This is a genomic window from Bacteroidia bacterium (assembly GCA_025056095.1).
In the GTDB taxonomy this organism is placed as follows: domain Bacteria; phylum Bacteroidota; class Bacteroidia; order JANWVE01; family JANWVE01; genus JANWVE01.
This window is the reverse complement of sequence record JANWVW010000011.1, coordinates 1-23,005: the sequence shown is the minus strand read 5'-3', so window position 1 is coordinate 23,005 and position 23,005 is coordinate 1. Positions and strand designations below refer to the sequence as shown.

The 23,005-nt window shown below is 36.2% G+C and carries 22 protein-coding genes and 1 tRNA gene; 12 read left to right on the top strand and 11 right to left on the bottom strand.

What is annotated here, in order from left to right:
* Positions 1-45 precede the first annotated feature (45 nt).
* Together NZ519_01790 and NZ519_01785 are read left to right on the top strand one after the other, a co-directional pair.
* On the top strand, positions 46-663 hold the full coding sequence (locus tag NZ519_01790) for a redoxin domain-containing protein (protein ID MCS7027471.1): 618 nt from the start codon (positions 46-48) through the stop codon (positions 661-663).
* A gap of 57 nt (positions 664-720) precedes the next feature.
* Positions 721-1,869: a peptidoglycan DD-metalloendopeptidase family protein gene (locus tag NZ519_01785; GenBank protein MCS7027470.1), complete on the top strand. Its 1,149-nt coding sequence runs from the start codon at positions 721-723 to the stop codon at positions 1,867-1,869.
* Here NZ519_01785 and NZ519_01780 read toward each other — a convergent pair whose 3' ends face one another.
* Complete coding sequence (locus NZ519_01780; protein ID MCS7027469.1) at positions 1,870-2,646, bottom strand: sulfite exporter TauE/SafE family protein; 777 nt, start codon at positions 2,644-2,646, stop codon at positions 1,870-1,872.
* A 48-nt stretch (positions 2,647-2,694) separates the two neighbouring features.
* On the opposite strand from NZ519_01780, the gene NZ519_01775 reads away from it, so the two are divergent.
* Entirely contained in the window at positions 2,695-2,838 is a 144-nt protein-coding gene (locus NZ519_01775) for a hypothetical protein (GenBank protein ID MCS7027468.1), read from the top strand.
* 27 nt (positions 2,839-2,865) lie between these two features.
* Here NZ519_01775 and NZ519_01770 read toward each other — a convergent pair whose 3' ends face one another.
* Positions 2,866-4,473, bottom strand: a complete 1,608-nt coding sequence (locus NZ519_01770) for a CHASE2 domain-containing protein (protein MCS7027467.1) — start codon at positions 4,471-4,473, stop codon at positions 2,866-2,868.
* A 90-nt stretch (positions 4,474-4,563) separates the two neighbouring features.
* Between NZ519_01770 and NZ519_01765 the strand changes: the two genes are divergently transcribed.
* Together NZ519_01765 and NZ519_01760 are read left to right on the top strand one after the other, a co-directional pair.
* The gene (locus tag NZ519_01765) at positions 4,564-5,229 is read left to right on the top strand and encodes a 4'-phosphopantetheinyl transferase superfamily protein (GenBank protein MCS7027466.1); all 666 of its coding nucleotides are present in this window, start codon (positions 4,564-4,566) and stop codon (positions 5,227-5,229) included.
* Positions 5,230-5,332: 103 nt separating this feature from the next.
* Positions 5,333-5,406: transfer RNA gene (locus NZ519_01760), tRNA-Asn, on the top strand.
* A gap of 54 nt (positions 5,407-5,460) precedes the next feature.
* On the opposite strand, the gene NZ519_01755 is transcribed toward NZ519_01760, so the two are convergent.
* Positions 5,461-7,857, bottom strand: a complete 2,397-nt coding sequence (locus NZ519_01755) for an SBBP repeat-containing protein (GenBank protein MCS7027465.1) — start codon at positions 7,855-7,857, stop codon at positions 5,461-5,463.
* Positions 7,858-7,972: 115 nt separating this feature from the next.
* Here NZ519_01755 and NZ519_01750 point away from each other — a divergent pair, with 115 nt between their 5' ends.
* A complete protein-coding gene (locus NZ519_01750; GenBank protein ID MCS7027464.1) occupies positions 7,973-8,113 on the top strand; it encodes a hypothetical protein in 141 nt (46 codons plus the stop codon).
* 23 nt (positions 8,114-8,136) lie between these two features.
* Here NZ519_01750 and NZ519_01745 read toward each other — a convergent pair whose 3' ends face one another.
* The 5 genes from NZ519_01745 to NZ519_01725 form a co-directional block, all read right to left on the bottom strand.
* Positions 8,137-8,718 carry a cyclic nucleotide-binding domain-containing protein gene (locus tag NZ519_01745; GenBank protein ID MCS7027463.1) on the bottom strand — a complete coding sequence of 194 codons (582 nt, stop codon included), beginning with the start codon at positions 8,716-8,718 and terminating at the stop codon, positions 8,137-8,139.
* Positions 8,719-8,746: 28 nt separating this feature from the next.
* Complete coding sequence (locus NZ519_01740; GenBank protein ID MCS7027462.1) at positions 8,747-9,574, bottom strand: substrate-binding domain-containing protein; 828 nt, start codon at positions 9,572-9,574, stop codon at positions 8,747-8,749.
* A gap of 92 nt (positions 9,575-9,666) precedes the next feature.
* Positions 9,667-10,989, bottom strand: a complete 1,323-nt coding sequence (gene rseP, locus NZ519_01735; protein ID MCS7027461.1) for an RIP metalloprotease RseP — start codon at positions 10,987-10,989, stop codon at positions 9,667-9,669.
* Positions 10,990-11,127: 138 nt separating this feature from the next.
* Entirely contained in the window at positions 11,128-11,841 is a 714-nt protein-coding gene (locus NZ519_01730; GenBank protein MCS7027460.1) for a hypothetical protein, read from the bottom strand.
* Between the two features lie 131 nt (positions 11,842-11,972).
* Positions 11,973-13,784, bottom strand: a complete 1,812-nt coding sequence (locus NZ519_01725; protein MCS7027459.1) for a peptidylprolyl isomerase — start codon at positions 13,782-13,784, stop codon at positions 11,973-11,975.
* 249 nt (positions 13,785-14,033) lie between these two features.
* On the opposite strand from NZ519_01725, the gene NZ519_01720 reads away from it, so the two are divergent.
* Positions 14,034-14,558, top strand: a complete 525-nt coding sequence (locus NZ519_01720) for a hypothetical protein (protein ID MCS7027458.1) — start codon at positions 14,034-14,036, stop codon at positions 14,556-14,558.
* A gap of 114 nt (positions 14,559-14,672) precedes the next feature.
* On the opposite strand, the gene NZ519_01715 is transcribed toward NZ519_01720, so the two are convergent.
* Together NZ519_01715 and NZ519_01710 are read right to left on the bottom strand one after the other, a co-directional pair.
* Positions 14,673-14,804, bottom strand: a complete 132-nt coding sequence (locus NZ519_01715) for a hypothetical protein (protein ID MCS7027457.1) — start codon at positions 14,802-14,804, stop codon at positions 14,673-14,675.
* A 43-nt stretch (positions 14,805-14,847) separates the two neighbouring features.
* Positions 14,848-15,336 (bottom strand): hypothetical protein, encoded by a 489-nt coding sequence (locus NZ519_01710; GenBank protein ID MCS7027456.1) that lies wholly within the window; start codon positions 15,334-15,336, stop codon positions 14,848-14,850.
* 64 nt (positions 15,337-15,400) lie between these two features.
* Here NZ519_01710 and NZ519_01705 point away from each other — a divergent pair, with 64 nt between their 5' ends.
* The 5 genes from NZ519_01705 (at position 15,401) to NZ519_01685 (ending at position 20,375) form a co-directional block, all read left to right on the top strand.
* Positions 15,401-16,417 (top strand): patatin-like phospholipase family protein, encoded by a 1,017-nt coding sequence (locus tag NZ519_01705; protein MCS7027455.1) that lies wholly within the window; start codon positions 15,401-15,403, stop codon positions 16,415-16,417.
* On the top strand, positions 16,414-17,148 hold the full coding sequence (locus NZ519_01700) for an FkbM family methyltransferase (protein ID MCS7027454.1): 735 nt from the start codon (positions 16,414-16,416) through the stop codon (positions 17,146-17,148). The genes NZ519_01705 and NZ519_01700 overlap by 4 nt, the downstream gene beginning before the upstream one ends.
* A gap of 68 nt (positions 17,149-17,216) precedes the next feature.
* Positions 17,217-18,224, top strand: a complete 1,008-nt coding sequence (locus NZ519_01695; GenBank protein ID MCS7027453.1) for a hypothetical protein — start codon at positions 17,217-17,219, stop codon at positions 18,222-18,224.
* A gap of 3 nt (positions 18,225-18,227) precedes the next feature.
* Complete coding sequence (locus tag NZ519_01690) at positions 18,228-19,184, top strand: hypothetical protein (GenBank protein ID MCS7027452.1); 957 nt, start codon at positions 18,228-18,230, stop codon at positions 19,182-19,184.
* 12 nt (positions 19,185-19,196) lie between these two features.
* Positions 19,197-20,375 carry an acetyl-CoA C-acyltransferase gene (locus tag NZ519_01685; GenBank protein ID MCS7027451.1) on the top strand — a complete coding sequence of 393 codons (1,179 nt, stop codon included), beginning with the start codon at positions 19,197-19,199 and terminating at the stop codon, positions 20,373-20,375.
* Positions 20,376-20,487: 112 nt separating this feature from the next.
* Here NZ519_01685 and NZ519_01680 read toward each other — a convergent pair whose 3' ends face one another.
* The gene (locus tag NZ519_01680; GenBank protein ID MCS7027450.1) at positions 20,488-22,998 is read right to left on the bottom strand and encodes a M1 family metallopeptidase; all 2,511 of its coding nucleotides are present in this window, start codon (positions 22,996-22,998) and stop codon (positions 20,488-20,490) included.
* Between the last annotated feature and the right edge of the window lie 7 nt (positions 22,999-23,005).

Below are 23,005 nucleotides of genomic sequence, written 5' to 3'. Positions count from 1 at the left end.
CACAAATGTTGTTGAATTTCAAAAAAAGTGTATTTTTGCACAGTAATGGGCAGAGTAACACTATTTATTGTGTTTAGCGTGCTTTTAGCAGAAACACTTCTATCAGTGCGTAATTTGTGTGCTCAAACAGGGTACGCCCAGTACTTAGAGCTAGGAAGTATTGCTCCTGAAATAGATGCCACAGACATTCATGGCAAAAGAGTTGTCCTTTCTGATATGCTTAAAAGGGGAAATGTAGTGGTTATGCTATTTAGGGGCGTTTGGTGCCCAAATGCAAATATGGGTACCTGCGTTGCTATTCAGCAAGAAATTTTAGATAATCTAACAGAACAAGTTATTGCTATTTGTCCTGAAAGCCCCGAGTATACCAAAAAATTAGTAGAAGCTAAAAAAATCACTATTCCTGTGATTGCTGACGAAATTATGCAATATACAGAAGCATACTGTGCTGTGGAGCATGTTTATGAAGAGCAAATGTCCCGAGGTGCGTTTAAGGAAGGTTTAGCTACTAAGCGCCCCAACACAGATGGTACGTACCCAATGGCATTACCTGCTATCTACGTAGTGGATACAAATAGGCGCATAAAACTTTGTTATAACGCTAACACTAATCGCCCATCTCAACAGGCTTTTGAGTTCCTGCAAAGACTTCTCAATGAATAACCTATTATGAAAGCAGGTTTATATAAACTTCTCTGCCTAATAGTGTTTGTATGGTTCATGGTAGGTAGTCTAGCTCAAAAAGATATCCAAAAGCAAAAATCTGAACTATACCAAAAAAAGAAAGAAATTCAAAGAAAAATCTCTTTAACAAAATACCTTATCTCAAAAGCACAAAAAGAAAAACGTAAAAGCGTACATGAACTAGCTACCATCAATCAGCAAATTGGCTACCATGAGGAACTTATCCGTGTAACCTCTACGGAATTGCTCACTATTGACCAAGAAATCCAACAAAATGAACAAGCTATCAAGCAACTTACTGAAAACTTAGCTTTTCTTAAAAAAGAATATGCACTTAGAGCAGCAAGTGCTTACAAAAATGGCTCTGCCCTAGGCATACTTGCTTTGATATTTTCAGCTGACAATTTTAACCAAGCTTACCAAAGATACAAGTATTTGAAACAATTTACCCGCGTGCGTAAAAGACAAATGGAAAATATCAAAGAAACCCAAGCTAAACTCAAAGAACGTATAGAGTTTTTGAAACAAGCTAAAATCAACAAAAGCATAGTAGTTCAAGAACAAATAACCGCCAAAGAAGGATTGGACAAAACGCGACAAGAAAAAGACGAAATGGTAAGAGCACTTAGCTTGCGAGAAAAACAATTGATGGAAGAGCTTGAAGAGCAAAAACGAGAATACAACCGCTTAAATGACGAAATAAGGGGTATTGTACGCCGCTCTACTAAAGAGGAAGAAAAAATAGCCGCTACCCCTGAATTCAAAGTAGAAAGTTCCAATTTTGCAAGAAACAAAGGCTCTTTACCTTGGCCCGTAGCAAGAGGAGTAATTGTTGCTCCTTTTGGCAAAAGAGAACATGAGGTACTTAAAAATGTAATGGTAAACAATAATGGAATTGACATTCGCACAGAAGCTGATGAAAGCGTACGCGCTGTGTTTCCTGGTAAAGTATATGCTGTAGCCGAAGTACCTAACTTTAATAACGTCGTTTTTATTCAGCACGGTGAATTTATTACTGTGTATACCAATTTGAGAGATGTTTTTGTGTCTAGCGGAGATAAAGTCAACCTTACTCAAGAAATAGGTGTAGTAGCACAAAATAAAAAGTCAGGAGAAAGTATTTTGCATTTTGAAATATGGAAAGGAAAAGAACTTCAAAATCCCGAAGAGTGGTTAGCTAAGTAGTTACAATAGCCCTGCTATCAAAGCTAAACCTACGATGCTTAAAAATATCGTAACAATTTGTTGTATTAACCTGTAAGTTATTTTTTTCAAAAAGGTATTACCTACTATTACACCTAGTAGCGCACTCAAAACGGCTATGGCTAAAATCAGTAAGTATTTTTTTAACAAATCGTAAGATAGCATGTTATTGCTATACACAAATAAGCGAGCTATATCTATCATGAAAGCAATAGCAGTACCTGTGGCTATGTAAGCTTGTTTTTCTAAGGTCAAACGAACTAAAAATACACTTCTCAAAGCACCTTGATGCCCTGAAAGTCCGCCGAAAAAGCCACTTAAAAGTCCTCCTATGGTCATCCATTTTGGGGATACAGTCATATTTCTCAAAAAAGGCAAACTCTCTAAATAGGTAAAAATAAGAATTAAAAACCCTGTTATCAGTTTTATCCAAGTGATTTCAAACGTTTGACCTGTTAAACTATATCTGAACAAAGGTTTGATACCGCTGGCATATACCAAAACATAGGCGCCCACAAAAGAAGTTACCAAAGCAGGAACACCAAAATTAAGCACAATTCTCCATTGACTAAATTTACCGATTATACCAAGCTTGAATGTATTATTCAGAATATGTACCACAGCAGTTAATCCAATCGCAATTTGTAGTGGGAAGAACAACGCCAAAACAGGCATCAGTAAAGTATTTAGACCAAAACCTGAAAAAAAGGTCAAGGTAGAAGCTAAAAAGGCAGCTACGGCTATGATAACATATTCCATATTTTCAAAGATACAAAAGTCTTGTTTATTTTAGGTTTTATTAATTTTTTGGGCGTGCCCTTGTGGGCATTTCGCTTGTGCTCATGCCCACAAGGTCGGCGTGCTACGGGCTACGCTGACGCTTCGGTGCTGCGCTTCGCTCCGCACCGTGCTGACGCACGCCCTCCGCATGCCTCACGCAAGAAATTCTAAGTTATCAAACTCATCTCGTCAAAGTCTTTAAGTTTTAGGTTGTTCAGCACTTGATTCGGTACTTACATTACTTACCTGAACTTGTGTAGTATTTTCATTCTCTGTTTCAGTAGATTTGAGCACACCTATTTTTTGTAGTATTGGCTTAACTGTTCTATAATACATTCTCATAGAACCTGTACTCAAAAAGATACAAGCCGCAGTGAGTTCCAAGCGCAAGAAATAGTTGAACCAATGAAAAATAAACACTAATGCTAATAGCATCAAAATGCCTAAAATAAATTGTATTGTTTTGCGGGCAAGTCTGTAAATTGTTTCATGGTTATTGAACAAATAAGTAAATAACAGCACAGAAAGAAAAGTGCAAACCACAGCTATCGTAATTGTGAGCCACAGAGGAGACTCATCAATGTAATTCTCATCTAAAATCATTGCGATAACATTAGCGTGTATCATTAAACCGTACATGTCAGGATAGCTTCTACCTACGTAGTTGGGGTTTAGAGGAGTGTAGTAAGTATCTTCATAAGTAACATTAGCTAAACTGGTAGGGTCTGAAATGTCTATCAAAGGTACAATTCCCATTAGTACAATTTTGCCTTTGATTATTCTTTCGTGATTTTTAGCGCCTTCCAAAGCACTTTCGTACTCTGCTTGTTCATTTTCGTTTAGTTTGATACCTGCTTTAATTTTTTGTTGATAAAAAGTAACCGTTTCATACACACTAAGCAACTCTTCTCGCGGAATATACTGAAACTTCAATCGCCCAATGGATACATTTCCATAGTAGTTGATAATATCTCTTTTCTTTTTGCGAGCTAAAGCTTTATCTGCTTTTTTCTTGTCATATAAGCGGACTACATGATAAGGTAGACTGTAATGTAAGCTATCTATTACCTTGCTTACTTTAGGTCGCAAAACATAATGGCTATCTAATACCGCACGAGGATGAAGTTTGCGATCTTTGAACAGTTTTTCATAATAGAGAAATTCCTGTACAGTTTTAAACCTTAGAGTGTCAAACGTATAAAGTGTATCCACAATGCGCTCTTTTAAGGTAAAAGTTCTTACTGTGCGTTTGCTGATTTGTCCTTTTTTTTTAGTTCCTTCATCTGTGATTACATTTACAAAAGCAGGTATAGCATTTTTAGTAAAACGAGGATGAGATTGCCGCAATTCTGTAAAAGCTCCTGTTTCATCGTTGTAAATCATTTGAGTTGCCATAATCAAGTTTTTAGATTGGCTAAGCGCAGCTTCTAATAGAGAGTCTTTTGCAATTTGGTCTGGGTTTTCTTTTTTTTCTTTACGGAAGAACATGTCCAAAGCAAGTACTTTGGGTTGATAGGAATTGACTGCCATAATTTCAGTAGCGATGCACCCTCTATCGCATTCACGAGCATCGCCTACGTCTATAATTACAATGTTTGTATTTGTAGGTACTTTATTCTCATCTCTCAATTGAGAAAACACTAAGTCCGTAAGGTTAAAGTCTTTAAGGGCTTCCCCAATAGGATTAAGTGCCTTGATAGCAAACGGGACTATCACAATTATAGCTAAGCGCACAAAAACTAGTAGCGTAATTAAAACGTTGTCTACATTAAAGTAAATGTTTTTCTTAGAAGTTTGCTCACTCATAAATACAAAAATATGAAAATCTCGGTAGCAAGTTGAAGAGTATATTTACAAAAACTATGAAATTTACTTATATTTGCGCGTGTATCAAATATGCCTTATATTCCTGTGGTTACTTCAGATGCCTCTATTAGAATAGGTTTATGGCATACGTTAGAAACCGAACAGGAATTATATAGATTACTTACACTTACAGAGAGAGAGGAGCTATCGCTATCAAAATGTGTAAATCCTAAAAGACGTTTGCAGTGGCTTTCCAGCAGATGCTGTTTGAAGGAAACGTTATGCAGCCAACAGTTCGTAGAAATGCTTGCCGATGAAAATGGAAAGCCTTATATCTATCCTCCTACACACCATATTTCAGTTTCTCACAGTAAGGATATGTCTGCTGCTATTGTTTGTGGCACCTATGATGTTGGCATAGACATTCAAGAGATGCGTATAATTTCATTAGATTTGGCTAAAAAATATATGTCTGAATGTGAATTATTGGAAGAAAATGAAAAACACAAATACTTTATTCGTAACGTAGTATGGTCTGCAAAAGAAGCAGCTTATAAGTGCAGAGGTAAAAAAGACGTTTATTTGAAGGAAAACATTCGTGTTTTGAATATACGTACGCTTATGGAAGACGACGCAGCAAATATAGTTATTTATCCTCCTGATGGCGAACCTCTTTTTTACATTGTAGAGTATGCTTTTTACAAAAATTATGTATATGCTTACTGTGTAGCTAGTAGTAATTTGGATATAGGATAATTTTTTAGTCTTGACAATCAGCAATTTGAGAAATAAAAAAGCAAAAAACACTTGACAAGTATGTTATCACTGTATTATCTTTGCAGTGTAAAGTTCAGAATACTCCTCGATAGCTCAGCTGGTTAGAGCATCTGACTGTTAATCAGAGGGTCGTTGGTTCGAATCCAACTCGAGGAGCAAAAAGTGAAACTCCCTGCGCGTAGGTCAAATGTGCAGGGAGTTTTATTTTGCTTATTCTACGGCAAACTTCTCTGTTTTGCCTTGTTTTCGTTCTCGGATAAAATAGAGCCCTTGGGGCAAATTAAGTTCTACTGTATTTTTGCCATGAGGTAGAGCATAAACACTTAGCACTTTGCCTGAAATATCTATCAGTTCATACTCTTGAACGATATTTGTCCAATTTTCTATTAAAATATAGTTGTGAGCAATGGTAGGATATACTTTAAAACTGTTCTGATAATTGAGATAATTGCTTTGTACTGAAGCAGGTGTTATGAACAATTTTGTAGCGAAAACATCGCAGAATCCTCCTGCATGGGTAGTCTGGAATGCCCCTGCGGTAACGTCATAATCAGCCGATTCTGTATATCCTGTTATATACGCATGGCTGCTGCCATCTACAAATATATCCCTACCTTGCTCATTATTGTTTCCGCCAATGTAAGTGGAATAAACCAAGCTATTTCCCGAGGGATTTAGCTGGGTAACAAAAACGTCGTCATTTGCTGCATGTGTAGTTTGGAATGCCCCCGTAGTAATGTCATAATCAAATGATTGAGTAGTACCTACTATGTATGCATGTCCACTAGCGTCTATGGCTACGGCTGATGCACCGTCATCATTGCTACCGCCAATGTAAGTAGAATAATCTAATCCATTTACAGAAAGATTTAACTTCGTAACAAAGGCATCTGATAGCCCTTGTATTGTTGTTTGAAACGCCGAAGTAGTAACGTCATAGTCAGATGAATATGTAATACCTGCTACATACACACAGTCATTAGTATCATCCACAGCTATGTCCATTCCATAATCGGCATTGTTTCCTCCGATATATGTAGAATAAACCAATGTACTCCCTGTACTATTTAGTTTAGTGACAAAAACATCGTAATCACCTCCACCATATACTACTTGAAATGCTTCTACAGTAACATCATAATCAGAAGATTTAGTGCATCCCGTTATGTATGCACATCCCATATTATCTACATCTATACCATATCCATAATCAAAAAGAATTCCCCCAAGGTAAGTAGAATAGTCTAATCCTGTGCCTGAAGAATTGATCTTAGTAACAAAAACATCATATATACCTTCGTTTGTAGTTTGGAATGCCCCTGGGGTAACATCATAGTTATTTGATGCAGTGTATCCCGTTATGTATGCGTTGTTACCACTGTCTATTGCTATACTATAGGCTATATCATCTTCCCTTCCACCAATGTATGTAGAATAGGATAATCCTGTGCCTGTACTATTGAGCTTTGTAACAAAGATATCATAAAGACCTCCGTCGTGTATGGTTTGAAACGCCCCTGGAGTAACATCGTAATTAGTAGATTGAGTATAGCCCGTTATGTATGCGTTTCCACTGCCATCTACAGCTATGCTTCGCCCCCAATCATCACTACTTCCACCAATATAAGTAGAATAGACCAAGCCGTTTCCACTAGGGTTCAGTTTTGTAACAAAGACATCAAAAGTGCCTCCGAACGTGGTTTGGAATGCTCCTGGCGTAATATCATAATTGGTTGAGTTGGTATAACCTGTTATGTATGCACAACCACTACCATCTACCGCAATACTGTAGCCTTGTTCCCAATTACTTCCTCCAATGTACGTAGAATATACTAGGGGGTCAATCACTATGGTTTTAGTTTTATCATATTCTCCCAAAGCAATTTGCCAAAATTCGCCGCTTTTTACAAATTTACTTGGTATGGTACGGCTATCTTGGTATGTGTGCAAATCCGTTAAGGCTACTTCCCCGAAACGAGTGGTAAAACACAATTCTTTTTCTCCTTTGGTATAAACCTTATCTTGTCCTCTCAACTTAAACTTAATTTGCGAAGCATCAGCGTAAGGTTGTACTATAAAGTCATACCGCAGTCTGTTGTTGTCAAAATAATATCGTATGTCTATACCTTTGTACACGTTTTTAATCCAAACTTCTTTGTATAGCCCTACATAGGTGGCATGTTTAGTTTCATCATTACCGATGAAGTAGTTGTAATAGCCTTCTAGGGTTTTTTTACCTTCGTGTGCAGGATTGTGGTTGTAGTTTTGCAGTTCAAACAATACTCTGTGTGCTAAAATGGTCATGTTTTGTGGTTCACCTTCAAATTGAGTTTTAGGTAAGGTAGTACGGCTAAAATTAGTGTTTCGGTTGTGATCTATTTTGTAGAACGTGTAATTGACACCATATTTAGTAATCCAAACGTCTAAGCCCCCTATACGGCAGAGGTAAAGTACATCGCTATGCCATTGTCCTTTGTTTTCAATAAAAAATAAGCGGTCAAGTTTGGATAGCTTGCTTTGTGCATTTTGTGCAAGGGATAATGTGAAGTTAAAAATGAAACTGAAAAAGAACAGAGCAAGAACAAGAAATTGTGTTTTCAGCTTCATAATGTTTGAAGAATATAATTGCGAATTTAAATTTTGTTTTACGAAAAAGCAAGTTGTATTAAAAAGTAAAAAGGTATAGCAGTAACGTTGATGTATTTTTTTTTTTGCGTGAGGCATGCGAAGGGTGGGCGATAGCCCAGTGCGGAGCGAAGCGAAGCACCGAAGCGATAGCGTAGCCCGAAGCACGCCGACCTTGCCCATACAAGCGCAGCGCAGTATGGGCAAGGGCACGCCCAAAAAAATATCTACTAAATAAAAAAATAAAATAATAACCTTCTACTAGCTGCGAGTAACAGGAGGTATTGGGGCTATTTCATTAGCCAACCTTCTTTGCTTCAAATCTAAGACACCCTCTTGAATAGGAATATTTTTGGAAAGCATTTTATGTATGACTTTAAGGGTCCATTCGTAGTAGAGTTCTCCGAATTTAGTGAGCATTTTAATAGGAATGTCTTTATCTTCCTGAAATACTCTTTGAATATCTGTCTGTGCAAGTACATACAAAATACTTCTCTCCACAACAATGGCACTTACAGGGTGGGGTCTATCCTCTACCAAGCAATTGTCCCCGAAAGCATGTCCTTCGGTAAGCGTGATCAATCGACGAGAGGATTGTCCTATTTGCATACGCAACTGCACTTTTCCTGACTTAATGAAAAACATTGCTTTACTTGGGTCGCCTTGGTGAAAAACAATCTCATTAGGTTGGTAAGTCCTTTCGTAAATGTAAGGTTTGAATTCTAAAATTTCGCTGTCTTCTAATGTGTTGAATAAGACTACTTTTCTAAAAAATTGTATAAATTCTTCTTCTTCTTCCGAATATCGTTTTTTGAATGGATTTTTGATAATATTTTTGAACATATAGAGAGTTTAGCACAAAAATAAACATTTACATTTCAGTATAAAAACCATATTGTTGGAATATGTCTCTACTATACGGTAGAGTAAGCCATTCTACAAAGGGTTTGAAGTCAGCTGTAGCTTCTTCGCGTAATATTAGGTAGATGGTTCTTTTTAATGGGTAGTCTTTCAAATGTTCTGGGGTAGGGAGTATAGCGGGGCTTTGATTATCCTTTTGGATAGATATTTTTTTTACTCCTCGGGCTACGCCTGCGGGACCAAAGCTAATTCCACCTTTATCTCGTGAAAGCTGACTGACTAAAAGCTCCCATGTAGGTAAGTAGTAGATATTTCCAATGGGGACTTCATCTTTGAGAAGAGTTTTTTTGAAGTAAAGATAAGTATCAGAAAAATCTTCTACGCTATAAATAGAAATGGGCATGTCTGCTCCGCCTACTTCTTTCCAATTTTTTATTTCACTGCGAAATATTTTGAAAACTTGTTCAAGCGTAAGCTGTTGTATGCTGTTGTCTTGGTGCACAAATATAGATAAACATTCTTCGGCTAATGGAATTTGAATAGGTTTTTTGCCATATCGCATTTCAAAGTGATGAATGTCATAATCGGTAAGAGGTTTATTGGAAATAGCTGCGTCTATGACTCCATTATTTAAGCATCGGATAGCGTTGTGAGTACCCCCTCCTTGAATGTCTATATTAAGGTTAGGGTAAATTAAATTAAATGCATCTGCAATTTGGCGTAAAATAGGTTGAAAAGTATCCACGCCTTTGATGACATAGGTAGTATCTTGGGCAAAATTATAGTGTAAAAAAAGTAAAGTCAGCTTCAAGAGGCATACTGTATTTGTTTTTATCATAGTTAAACAAAAATAAAACGACTTTTCAAAAATCACAAGTTTTATCAATAAAAAATGTATGAGTTTCGTTAGAAACCGAATGTTAGAGTTTTTTATCGGAAAAAGCGTAAGATATCATTAAAAGTAGCAAATATCATCAAGCTGATTATGATAAAGAATCCTACTATTTGAATAACTTCTCGGGCTTTGAGAGAGGGTTCTCTGCGGGTAAAGGCTTCATACAATAGAAGCATAGCATGCCCTCCATCTAGAGCGGGAATAGGTAAAAGGTTGGTAAAAGCTAAAATTACACTGATAATTGCGGTTAATTTCAAGAATCCGAACCAGCCGCCATTATCTCGGGCTTGTCCAAAAGTTTCAATAATTCCCAAAGGACCACGCAAATTTTCTGAAAAAGACAATTCGCCTTTAATTATCTTTCGCAATCCTTGAATGTTCATTACTACAAAATTCCATGCTTCTACTGCACCTACGGGAATTGCTTCAAAAAAATTGTATTTCTTAATTTTTTCCGCAATTTCTTGATGAGGAACAATACCTAAACCTTTTTCACCAAGTTTTCCTTTCAGTTCGAGTTGATTCCCATTCCGCAATACTTTGAGTGTGATTTCTCTGTTTTTATTTTGCTGAATGGCACTTTTGAGTTCATCAAAGTAAGTTGTCTTTATTTGATTGACATAAAGAATTTTATCGCCTTTTTGAAGCCCCATTTCTTTGGCTACAGAGTTAGACACTACCTCTGCTATAGAGTATTCAAAACGAGGTAGGAATATAGGTTCGCTGCGTTTGAGTTTAGAGAGTTTACCTACAAAGTCAGCAGGAATGTTGATTCTCTGTTTTTCGCCATTGCGAAGAATCTCATAATATGCATTGTCTTTTAAGAAGACTTGAGGGTTTATCATGGCTTCATACGTTTCAGGTAAAGTACCATTGACAGAGATGATTTTATCCCCTGTACGCAAGCCTAGTTCATAGCCAAGACTATTTTCAGGAACATAAATACCTTTTTCTAACTGTTTGGAGAGTATCATTGGTTCGCCGTAGATGGCTTTGAGCATTGCAAAGACAAGAATAGCAGTAATGGTATTAAATAAGATTCCGCCTAACATTACTAACATTCGCTGCCATATTGGTTTAGCCCGAAATTCATACGGTTTAGGAGGTTCTTTAAGACTTTCCTTGTCCATGCTTTCATCTAATATACCTGATATTTTTACGTAACCCCCAAAAGGGATAATTCCAATTCCATATTCTGTGTCTTTTATTTTTTTACTGATTTTGAGATTTTTTACATCAAAAAAAAGAAAAAACTTTTCTACTCGCATGCCGAACAAGCGTGCAAATAAAAAGTGTCCCAGTTCATGTATGATAATTAAAATAGACAGGGCTAGAATGGCTAACAAGATATTTACCATTGTATTGAAAAAAATTGATAGGAGTTAACTATTTGCAAAAATAATACCCATCAGAGGTTTTTAGTTCATTAATTTGTTTTGAAATATTGTAATAGAATAAAAAGTCTGCTGAAAGTCAGCAGACTACAAGCGAATTTTTTATTGGCTGTTATTAAGTTCGTCTACTTTTTTCTGCTGTTCTTCTATAGCCTTTTTTAATCGGGCTTGTTCGCCTTCAGTAGCTGCAATCTGGTTTTGGAGATTAGCTATTTCTGCATTTAAGTTTTTGATTTTAAGTTCAGTTTCTTGTTGTAGGCGCTTGATTTCAGCTTGCTTATTGGCAATACTTGCTTTTTGTTCGTTTAATCGGTTTTGAGTTTCGTTTAGAGATTTTGTCAGATCGGCTAGCTTAGCTTCTTCAATATCTAGTATTTTTCTTAACTGAGCAGATTTAAGCTCTTGATTAAAGTTTTTCAAAAATAAGCGAATGTTTCGAGCTTCTTTGGCGTATTTTGCACCATCTACAAATTCATCCCCCTTTTTGAGAAACACACTGACCTTAGTTTCATCAGCTTTATTGGCTTCCAACTTAATGTATAGGTTAACTACATCATCAGATAAGTCAGGTGAAGAGACATTAGTTACAGAATACACATCGTCCTTCTCGCTTATGTTTTTAGATTTCGTAGCATAAGACCTTACTTTTTTAGATGCTACCTCTCTTGCTACATCGATACCTCCCGCGCATATTGCTTGAAAGCACTTGCCTGCCATTCCATCCACAGTGCCACTAACTTCTTTAATCTCTAGTTGTGCAAAGGCATGGCTGAATACTATAAAGATGGTTATCCACAAAGTGAATGATGAGTACATATTTCTACCCTTTGCTTTTTGAAGTGTGAAATTATGCAATAAATTTTTATCCATCAAAATTTCTTATGAGCTTAGACCCAAAAAAGGATTATTTATTTAACTAATTTTCTGCTTAATACTTTGATTATCAATCATTTATTTTTTAACTCCGTTTTCAAAATCTTATCGCCAATACTCAAAGAATGTACGACGTTCATTCCAGAAATCACTTTACCAAAAATTGTATATCTGCCATTAAGGTGCGGGGTAGGAACATGGGTGATAAAAAATTGACAACTTTCCGTATCTTTTCCTGCTGATGCCATTCCTACGCTGCCCTCTTGATAAGGTATGGGTGAAAATTCTGAACGTAAAAGTAAATCTGTGCTGCCATATCCATCTCCTCTTGGACATCCCCCTTGTATCAAAAAATTAGGTACTAAGCGATGAAAATATCGCCCCTCAAAATATTTTTCTTTAATCAATTTTATCATGTAACTTACAGTTGCGGGAGCTACATCTGCATAAAGTTCCACGCAAAATGTACCTTTGGTCGTATTCACTTCTACGATAGGCCGCAGGTCGGTTATCATGCTCCAGGCTACCTTGGTGTAATAGTTTTGGGGATATTTTTTTGGATTATAAGTTTTACCTTGTTTAAGTGCAATTGTTTTTTCTATTTCTTGGTAGGTTTCTATATCTCGGGGAAGTTGTAAAGAAGATTTTGCTTGCTGTAAAGTGTTGATATCTACGTTTTTAAGGTAGTACTTTCGTACCATTTCTGCCATAACTGCTATTACCCCTGGATCTTTAGATTGCAATCCTTGTTTGCAGTACTGTAAGAACATATTTGTATCTTGTTGTAAAGTAGAATAAGAACCACTTTGCCTAAGTTGCAATAAAAGTTCGGCTGCTGTGGTTCTTATTACGGGGCTATTTTCAGAATTAAGCATTTGAGAAGCAATAAAATTATGATGCCGAACAGACGTACCTAAATATTTCAATATCACCGAAGCTAAATAAGGGAATTTAGATTTGATATCTTCGTAGGTACCTATACTATTAGCCAAGCTTGCTTTGAAGGTTGTAAGGTAGTTATCACTATTAGGTAAATTTTGAGTTAGTATAATGTTAAGTATTTCTTGTTGTATATTTTCATTTTGTATAGCTGGTTTTTGTAAGGGAATACCCCCTGCACGCAAAGCTGCCACTACATAACGATATTCTTGCTTTTCTTCAACACAAATTTTATTGAGGTATGTCTGAACACTATCATTAGGCAAGCATTTTTTTAAGGAATGTATAAGAGCAATTTTGGTATAAGTGTCATGTTCGGTTTGAGCTTGTTGAAATAGGCGCTGTTGTACTGAACTTGTATAATATGAAGCAGGCATACGTTCAAAATACTTAGCTGACGCATAACGCACAGAAGCTCGTTTATGTAAAAGACATTCTAATGCTTTTGAGATTCCTTTTGCATCATAAATGTTTTGCATCCCTAAATAGTATAAAGCATACAGCGCAGCTTCTAACCGAGTAGAGTTTTGTAAAGTATCTAAATATTGATAGAATACACTTCGGTCAATAGTCTTGTACTTTCCTGCACTGATAATAAGCCAATAAGCCACAGTGTCCCTTTTTTCTTGTAGAATTAAAGGCATCAAATTTAGTTGAGTATCGGAAGAAAATTGTCCTAAAGCATAAGCCGCAGTGCAAGCCACTCTTATAGAACTGTCCAAAACATTTTTCTTTAAGAAAGGAATAGTAATTGTGTCTGCCAAAGAAACGCACTGTAAAGTAGCGTAGTATCGTTTAGGTTCGTTTTTGTCTGACAAATAGGGCAAAATAGATTGAGCTTTTCTTTCGTAGCCCAAATCAATAATCTTTTTAATCTCATCGGAATACTGGGCTGTACAAGCAAATATAAATTTTATCCACAGAAGTAAGATAGCTTTTGACCTCATTTGAGTTTAGGCAAATTTAATAGCTTTTCTCAACGGTACAGGTATCAAATGACAAAATGATTGAATCAAAATTGAATATTTATGCAAACCGAGTTGAACATAAAAAGCCTTTAAAAAATTCAAAAAAACGTGGTTATGTAAAAAAACTGTATATTTATACAATTTTTTATAATTGATTTTCAATTAGTTATGTAATTACGTATCAAAAATGATGAATAATTATACAAAATGTATTGAATTTTGCATAAAATGGTACTAACTTTGCATAACTATTCAATACAAAGTAGGCAAAAAATTATGAAAAAGTTAATCGTTTTTGTTGTGGGTTTTGTAGCAGTTGGGCTACTGCAAGTCAAAGGTCAATCTGCTGGCTTGAAAATGACCAAATACGGTTATGATGGTATTACCCCTCAAAAGATATGGAAAGTGAGCTTTCCTGCGGAGTATGATGCTATTAAATATGGTTCAGAATTGGAAGCAGCACGCCGCGATGGAAACTTATATATGGTAGAAAACGCAAACATGGGAGTTTCTATTGTGTTTTTAGAAAATAAAGCTGTAATTTTAGACTACTCACCCACAGGCACAGAGTATTATTTCAGAGGTATCGCCGAATATAAAAACAACGAAATAATTACAGATTCACTAGATTTCTGCGAATACAACAAAACCCCTGATTGCGAGCAAAAAACAAAAGATATTCAAAACTATGTTCAAAATGCATACAAGTACTATCTCAAAGAGATAGAAGCATATAAGCTAGCTCAAAAGTAGATAAACTCAAAGTTGAACAATCAATCAATTTTCTTGGTGGCTTAGTGATAAGCTACCAATTTTTTTATTTTTTGGGCGTGCCCCTTGCTGACGCAAGGGTCGGGGCATTCCGCACTACGCTTCGCTTCGGTGCTTCGCTAACGCTGCGCACTGCCTAACGGCATGCTCCATGCCCCTCACGCAATTGACCTCTACAATTATGTCTTTACCTTGTCTAAACTGAAAGTACAATCCCTTACAAACCAAAACTAAGCAAAATAAAAAAGTCTGAACAGTTAATTTTCATCAATTATGGCTTGTTTATGTATCGGTATAGTTCCTGTACCCAATTTTTAGGATACACGATAAAATGTTCATTTTCAATTAGAATAGCAAATTTTTTTTCATCGTACCACTTTTCGAAAGGGCAATAATCTCTAGTAATAGCTTGTTTTACATTTTTGAGAAAAATTTTGTATGCATACAAAGTAGTATAAATGCAAGCCCCTAGACCTATCAAACCTATGTACCAAATGGGTGTAAAAAACAAAACAAGACTACCTAAAAACAATATATAAGCAATATAACGAGGGGGTTTAGGAGAATATGTTTTGATTTCTTCCCATGTAAATTTTTCAGGGCGTATGCCCACAGTAGCTTTTCCTGTGGCAAAAAGTTCTTTATACTTGTCAAAAACAAGAATTTTTTCTTCTAATGGATAATCTGTCCCAGTTTCTTGCTGTAATTGAGCCACTTTTCTCAAATGCTCTTCTAGTAGTTTGGAGGCTTCATCTATCATTGCTACAAAGGTACTAAAAAAAGAGTTATTTTCAAATTAAAGCTAAACCTTGTATTATTGTAACATGGAAGTTAAATCATTGGAACTAGCTTTACAAGGGGGAGGTTCACATGGAGCTTTTACATGGGGAGTAATAGACAGATTACTTGAGGATGAACGAATAAAAATAGAGGCTTTATGCGGCACCAGTGCGGGTGCTATGAATGCCACTGTAACCGCATACGGACTACACATAGGGGGTAGAGATAAAGCCAGAGATCTGCTCTATCAATTTTGGAAAAAAGTTTCTGACTATAGCTATTTTTCACTACTGCAACCCTCTTGGTTTGACAAAGAATATGACTTCGGAAATATGGACACTTCTCCAGGCTATTTCATGTTTGAAATTATGACTTTTATGCTCTCCCCTACTCAATTTAATCCTATGGATTTTAATCCGCTCAAAGATATACTCCTGTCTATAATTGACTTCAAAGAACTCAAAAAATGTACTAAAACTAAGTTATTTTTGTGTGCTACTGATGTCAAAAAATGTAGAGCAAAAGTATTTCACTTACCCGAAATAACCGTAGATGCTGTATTAGCCTCAGCTTGCTTGCCTTTCTTATTCAAAACTGTAGAAATTGATGGCGACTATTACTGGGATGGCGGATATATGGGCAACCCTCCTATCTTCCCTCTGATTGAAAATGTACCGATAGATGACATTCTTATCGTACAAATAAACCCTATACATATTCACCACCTACCCAAACGTACTGACGAAATTAGGGACAGAGTAAATGAACTTTCTTTTAATTCCTCTCTCATGCATGAAATGCGGTTAGTCTATATGATGCAGCAGCTCTTACGAAAAGGCATACAAATAGAGGGTATAAAAGCAAGAGATATCCGCATTCATGTAATAAACCCTGAAAATATGATGGCAAATTTCAAAGTGTCTTCAAAACTAAATTCAGATTGGGACTTTATTGCCTTTCTTTTCAAAGAAGGTAGAAAACACGCAGATGAGTGGCTAGAAAAAAATTACGATAAAATAGGCGTGGAAAGCTCATGTAACATTAAAGAAATGTTTCTATGAATTGGGTAAAAAAAATCCTATTTAAGACACTAGGAACTAAAAAATATCTTAAACTCATTAGCAGAATCTATATTAAACAAATTGAAAAAGGCAAATATCAAGATAAGTACCCCGAACTTCACTTTTTAAGGACTTTTATTAAACCCGATTTCTATTGTATAGATATTGGGGCAAATTTAGGCTATTACAGTTACTTTCTATGTAAATATGCTTACCAAGGCAAAGTCTGGGGCGTAGAACCTGTTCCTGTATTTGCAGAAGTCTTACTCTCTAACTGCAAATTTGCTCATTTTACGTTGGTCCCTTACGCATTAGGAGAAAAAAACTCACCTATTTACATGCAAACTCCTATTATAGACGGTATTTTTAGACATGGATTGACAAAAGTAGTTGATACTAATGCGCCTTCTTCTCTGTATTCATATCAAGTAGAAATGAAAATCCCTAACCAAATATTTAACAACTTACCTCGATTAGATTTTGTCAAATGTGATGTGGAAGGTTATGAATATCTTATCTTTCAAAACTTTATGGAAGTGATTACTCAGCATTTGCCAATACTACAAATTGAAATACAAAACGCCCAAAAGCAAAATATGTACAACCTATTGTGTAAAGCTGGATACTTTCCATACAAATTGCAAAATAAAAACTGGGTAAATTTATCCTACACAGAGTACTTAAATTATGGTAGAGATGTTTATTTTATTGTCCCTCAAAAAATAAGCTAAGCACTGTAATTTTAGAAACATTTGTTACTTTTGTTTTTACTGTAAAATGGTCATAGTTTAATTTTAATATGGCTAAGTATAAAAACCTAGAAGACCTCTTTTTGAGTTATCTGTATTACCTTTTCAAATTTAAGTACTGGTTAGTTTTAGGGATAATTTTAGGTTTAGGTGCAGGTTTTTTTATCTCTAAAAGAAACAAAGTAAAAATGTACACTGCAACAGCTGTCATTTATCCTGATGAAACCAAAACTCCTACTGCAGCCGTACCTTATCTTTTGGAACAAATAGGAGGAGTGACTAACTCATTAGCTAGCTTAGTGCCTATTTTCAAAAGTAGAGCATTGTCTGAACAAGTAGTAAAGCGCAAAATAAAGTACTATTCCCATTTAGATAGTGTATACGTGTATGATGTAGTGCTTGCCGAGCAATCTCCTGCATATAAAAAATACAAAGGAGGGCAACATTTTGATGAACTTACGCGTAAAAGTGAACAAGAAATCAAAAATAAGATATATCTTGCAGGAGTAGCAGTCAGAAAAAGTATGAATTTTAAGCCTGATAATATAGGCTTTATGGAAATCAGCTCTACTTGGGCGGACAACCCCAAACTACCTGGATACATTGTTAGACTCTATATTGAAGAGTTCATTGAATTTGACGCCATACAAAAGTACAAGCGAGCTAAACGAAACTACGAACTGATTAAAATGCGATATGACTCACTTAAAGCTAATTTAGAAGCCGCAGAAAAAACTCTTGCTCAATTTAATGATGCAAATCAAAATAACGTCAAAGAAGTAGCTTTGCTAACAAAAATCAAACTTACTCGTGAGCTAGAGTTACAGGAAAGCATTTACCGAAGCATAGCTTTGCAACTTGCTGAAGCTGAAATTGGATTAACTCGAAAAGTACCTATTATTCAAGTACTAGACTACCCTGAACCTCCTTACAAGGTATCTCAAAACTCTAATATTCAATCTATTACAGCAGGAGCAGTTGCAGGATTGCTTCTTGTTTTAATCGTAATAACTTTCATTTTTATTTACAGAGGAGAATACAAACTTAAAGAAACATAGTTTATGAGCACGTACCAGCAGCTTTTATTGGGATTTTGTGCTTTTTTAATTTATCTGACAATAGAGTACTTTATCTTCATTCAAGACCGAACTACAAGAAAGTACAGAACTACTATAACTACTATTTTGGATAAACCTCTGAATATAAGTACGCTTGAAAACATTAGCAACATTCATGGCACCCAGTCAGGAGTTTTGAATATTCTTTATGCTTTTCGCTACAACATAGATATTTTAGAAACACAAGTAAAAACTCAAAAAGGTAAACAAAAGATTAAGGATTATATCATTCAAACAGTGGATAAAGATGAAATTAAAAAAATTAACCAAAAATACTATTTTCAAATTTACTCAGAAGAAGATAAACAAAGGCAAATCGCTTTTCTGTTGCTGCAAGATAGGTTGTACTTCACGTTTGAGAAAATCAATGATAAATTACATGTTCGCATACATTTTGTTCATTCTGATACAACTTTCGCACGTGAGTATATCTATCTGAATATTGAAAAATACAACGAGTTTATAGAAAGTCGTAAGATTCTAATATTTCGGAATAAGTATGTAATGATAGACAAAGACTTTGAGGAAGCTAAAAGTAAAATAGAGGCTCTTTTAAGAGAAATAGCTATCCACAAAGATACAAGACAAAAATTAGTCAAGGAAGTAGGTGCTCTTGAACTTAAAAAATATATCAGAGATAAAGAAGTAGAGGAGATTTTTTTAGAGAAAAAAGAATACAGTGCCACTACTGTTTATTTATTAAGCTCAGGGGATGTAAAAAAGCTTAACATTGTTGCCGAACCTAGGTTCAAGGATAATACTGCGTACGTGTACGTGATACGAAATTATATTCTAATTACGGCTGGGATTTACAGTTTTTTAACTGTGATTGTCGCAGATTTTATTGTCAAAAAACGCAAGCTGTTTAAGAATTGGTTGGCTAAACAAAATATTTCTTAATATTGCCGATATATGAGAGAAGTATATATCGTAGCAGCCAAACGTACAGCGGTAGGCAGCTTTGGCGGTGCTTTAAGCAGTTTAAGTGCTACTCAATTAGGTGCTGCGGCTATAAAAGCAGCAGTCAATCAAGCAGGAATTAAGCCTGAAGAGGTACAAGAAGTAATTATGGGTAACGTAATGAGCGCGGGGGTAGGTCAAGCACCTGCTCGCCAAGCTGCAAAATTTGCGGGGCTGCCCAATTCTGTAATTTGCACAACTATTAACAAAGTTTGTGCTTCAGGTATGAAAGCTATCATGGTAGCAGCACAAAACATTATGCTCGGCGAAGCTGATATCATGGTAGCTGGAGGAATGGAAAGCATGACAAATGTTCCTTATTACCTTATGCAAGCGCGCAACGGGTATCGTCTAGGGCACAGTGAACTGGTAGACGGACTTATCAAAGATGGTTTATGGGATGTGTACAATAACTTTCACATGGGTAATGCTACTGAAGGCTGCGCTAAAAGTCAAAACATTACCCGAGAAGACCAAGATAAATTTGCTATTGAATCCTATCAAAGAGCTCAAAGAGCAGTAAATGAAGGTAAATTTGCCGCTGAAATTACTCCTATTGAAATTCCCCAGCGCAACGCCGACCCTATCATCTTTGATAAAGATGAAGAACCTTTCAAAGTAAAATATGACAAAATTCCAACCTTAAAGCCTGCTTTTGACAAAAACGGTACAATTACCGCAGCGAATGCGTCAAAAATCAATGATGGGGCAAGTGCAGTAGTTTTGATGAGTAAAGAAAAGGCAGAAGCACTAGGCGTCAAACCGTTAGCGAAAATTATCGCTTTTGCCGATGCAGAGCGTGCTCCAGAAGAATTCCCTCTTGCACCTGTAAATGCAACTCTCAAATTACTCCAAAAAACAGGAAAAAAAGTTGAAGACATAGACTTATTTGAAATTAACGAAGCCTTTGCAGCAGTAGCTATTGCTTACATGAGAAACCTAAACATTCCTCACGAAAAAACAAATATATGGGGTGGAGCTGTGTCATTAGGTCATCCATTAGGAAGTTCAGGATCAAGAATATGTGTTACGCTTATTCACGCACTTAGAGATACGGGCAAAAAATTGGGTATTGCAGCTATCTGTAACGGCGGTGGAGGTGGCTCTGCTATCATGATAGAAGTACTCTAAAAAACTTATCTCATTTTGTTTGCACATTTTCTATATCAGGACATAACAAAAATTACTTCGTTATGTCCTTTATTCTTTGTTGGCTAAGTTACTACGTGCGAACAATTCTTAGCTACTGCTTCACTTCACTACCATATTTACGCATAAGATTGTCCCCTTGAAAGTTATTTTGACTTTGTTTGAATAATTCAAATTCAAAATTTTGAATTTTGCGAGGATAGTAGTTATTATATCTATCTACGTCAGCAGTTTCATAGTTAGGGTCTAACTCAAACGAAACAGCTTCCTTAAAAGATACATGCTCAATAGTAACCTCTTTTTCGTTTTTTAACCAAACCTGAACAGGTTTTTTAATAATCTCACTACTGCCATCTTTGTAGTTGATTTTAACAATAAGCGGCATCAAAACTCCTCCTATATCTTTGAATTTAAGATGATAAATGTATGCCTTTTGGTTAAATAGTGCCTCTTCTTCGGGAGTAAGAGTTTTAAGGTATTCTAAGTACTCTTTTTTATCTATCTCATAAACTTTGTACTTATCATAGTAATTGTAAAAATCTTTGAGTTTGCCCCCGTATTGGTCCGTATAGTAAGTTTTGATACCCCCTTCTTTTTGATTGACTATATTCGTCTTTCTTTCTGCACTAATATCTTTTTCCTTTTGAATTTCTTTGGCTATTTGCGGATCCCTAGGTTTAACAACATATACCTCTACAGTTTCCAAGCTAATATCTACGTGATCTGTGGTAAAAAACCAAGCTCGCCAAAACCAATCTAAGTCCACTCCCGAAGCATCTTCCATTGTTCTAAAAAAATCAGCAGGGGTAGGATGCTTAAACTTCCATCTTTCGCAATATGTCTTAAAAGCAAAATCAAAAAGCTCACGCCCCATAATCGTTTCGCGTAAAATGTTTAAGCCCGCAGCTGTTTTCCCATAAGCATTATTCCCAAATTGAACCAAAGACTCGGAATCCGTCATAATCGGTACTTGTTCTGGGGACTTCATATATTCTGCAATCAAATCAGGAAAACCTCTGCTGGAAGGGTAACCTTTTTCCCACTCCTGTTCTGCTAAAAATTGTAAAAACGTATTAAAACCTTCGTCCATCCAAGTCCAATTTCGTTCATTTGAACTAATGATCATCGGGAAGAAATTATGCCCTACTTCATGAATAATCACAGAAATTAGACCGTATTTAGTCCGTTCGCTGTAAGTGCCGTCAGGTTCAGCTCTTCCACCTCCGTTAAAGCTTATCATAGGATACTCCATTCCCCCAATAGCACCGTTGACAGAATAGCACACAGGATACGGATATTGACAAGCATGCCGAGAGTAGACCTTAATCGTATGCATAACTACATGAGTAGAGTATTTCTGCCATAGTACTACTGCTTCTTTGGGATAGAGAGACATGCAGTGTACTTTATGATTGTTCAAATTCAACACAGCTCCATCCCAAATAAATTTGCGAGAACTAGCAAAAGCAACGTCACGAACATTTTCTGCTTTGAATATCCAAGTTTTAGTAGTCTTAGCATGAGAACTTTCATTTTGTTGAGCTTCTTCGGGAGTAATGATGAAAATTGGTTCGTTTACAGTTTGCGACTTCTGATACCTCTCAAATTGTACAGGTGTAAGTACTTCTTTTGCGTTTTGAAGCACCCCTGTAGCAGCTACAATGTGGTCAGCAGGTACAGTAACCTCTAAGGTAAAATTCCCAAATTCTAAACTAAATTCTCCTCTACCTAAATAGCTTTTATGAAGCCAACCATTTACGTCATCGTATACGCACATGCGGGGATAGAACTGTGCCATCTGATAGATATAATTGCCATCTTTTTCAAAGTACTCTGTACCTCCTCTTCCACCGTGCTTACGAACTTCGTTAATCTTGTTGTGCCATTCTATTTGAATTTTAATACTCTCATTAGGTTTGAGTGGTTCAGGTAAATCGATGCGCATCATTGTGTCGTAGATAGTATATTGAGCAGGTTTAGCGTTTGAAGGGCTTTTAGTGTTCGTTTTATCTATCTTTACTGTGGTAATTTTGTATCCCAATCCTGGGTCTTTTGGATAAAGCAGATTGCGGTACGCTTCAAAAGAGAGTGCTTGAAACTCACTTGCCGTTTTCATTTGATTAGCAATAGAGTGTTGGCTAAATATATTTTGGTCTAGCTGAATCCAAAGGTAGTCCAAAGCATCAGGAGAATTGTTGTAATAGGTTATCCACTCTGAACCCGATAGAGTTTGATTTTCGTCATCTATTTGTACTTTAATGTGATAATCTGCACGTTGTTGCCAGTATTTATGTCCAGGTGCTCCTGATGCAGTACGATATTCATTAGGCGTAGGCAGCAAATCATGTATTTGTTTGAATTTAGACTCATTTGTGCGCATCAATTTTTGGTTTTGCGCATGCAAGCTGCTAAGTACTGCACTGAAAACTATCCCTATCAAAAGGCTACTATGCTTCATCTTTACAAAGGTAGTAAAACTACTCAAAGATAGATGAGATATTGTAAATTTTATTTTTTGGGCGTGCCCCTTGCTAACGCAAGGGTCGGGGCATTCCGCACTGCGCTTCGCTTCGGTGCTAACGCACTGCCTAACGGCATGCTCCATGCCCCTC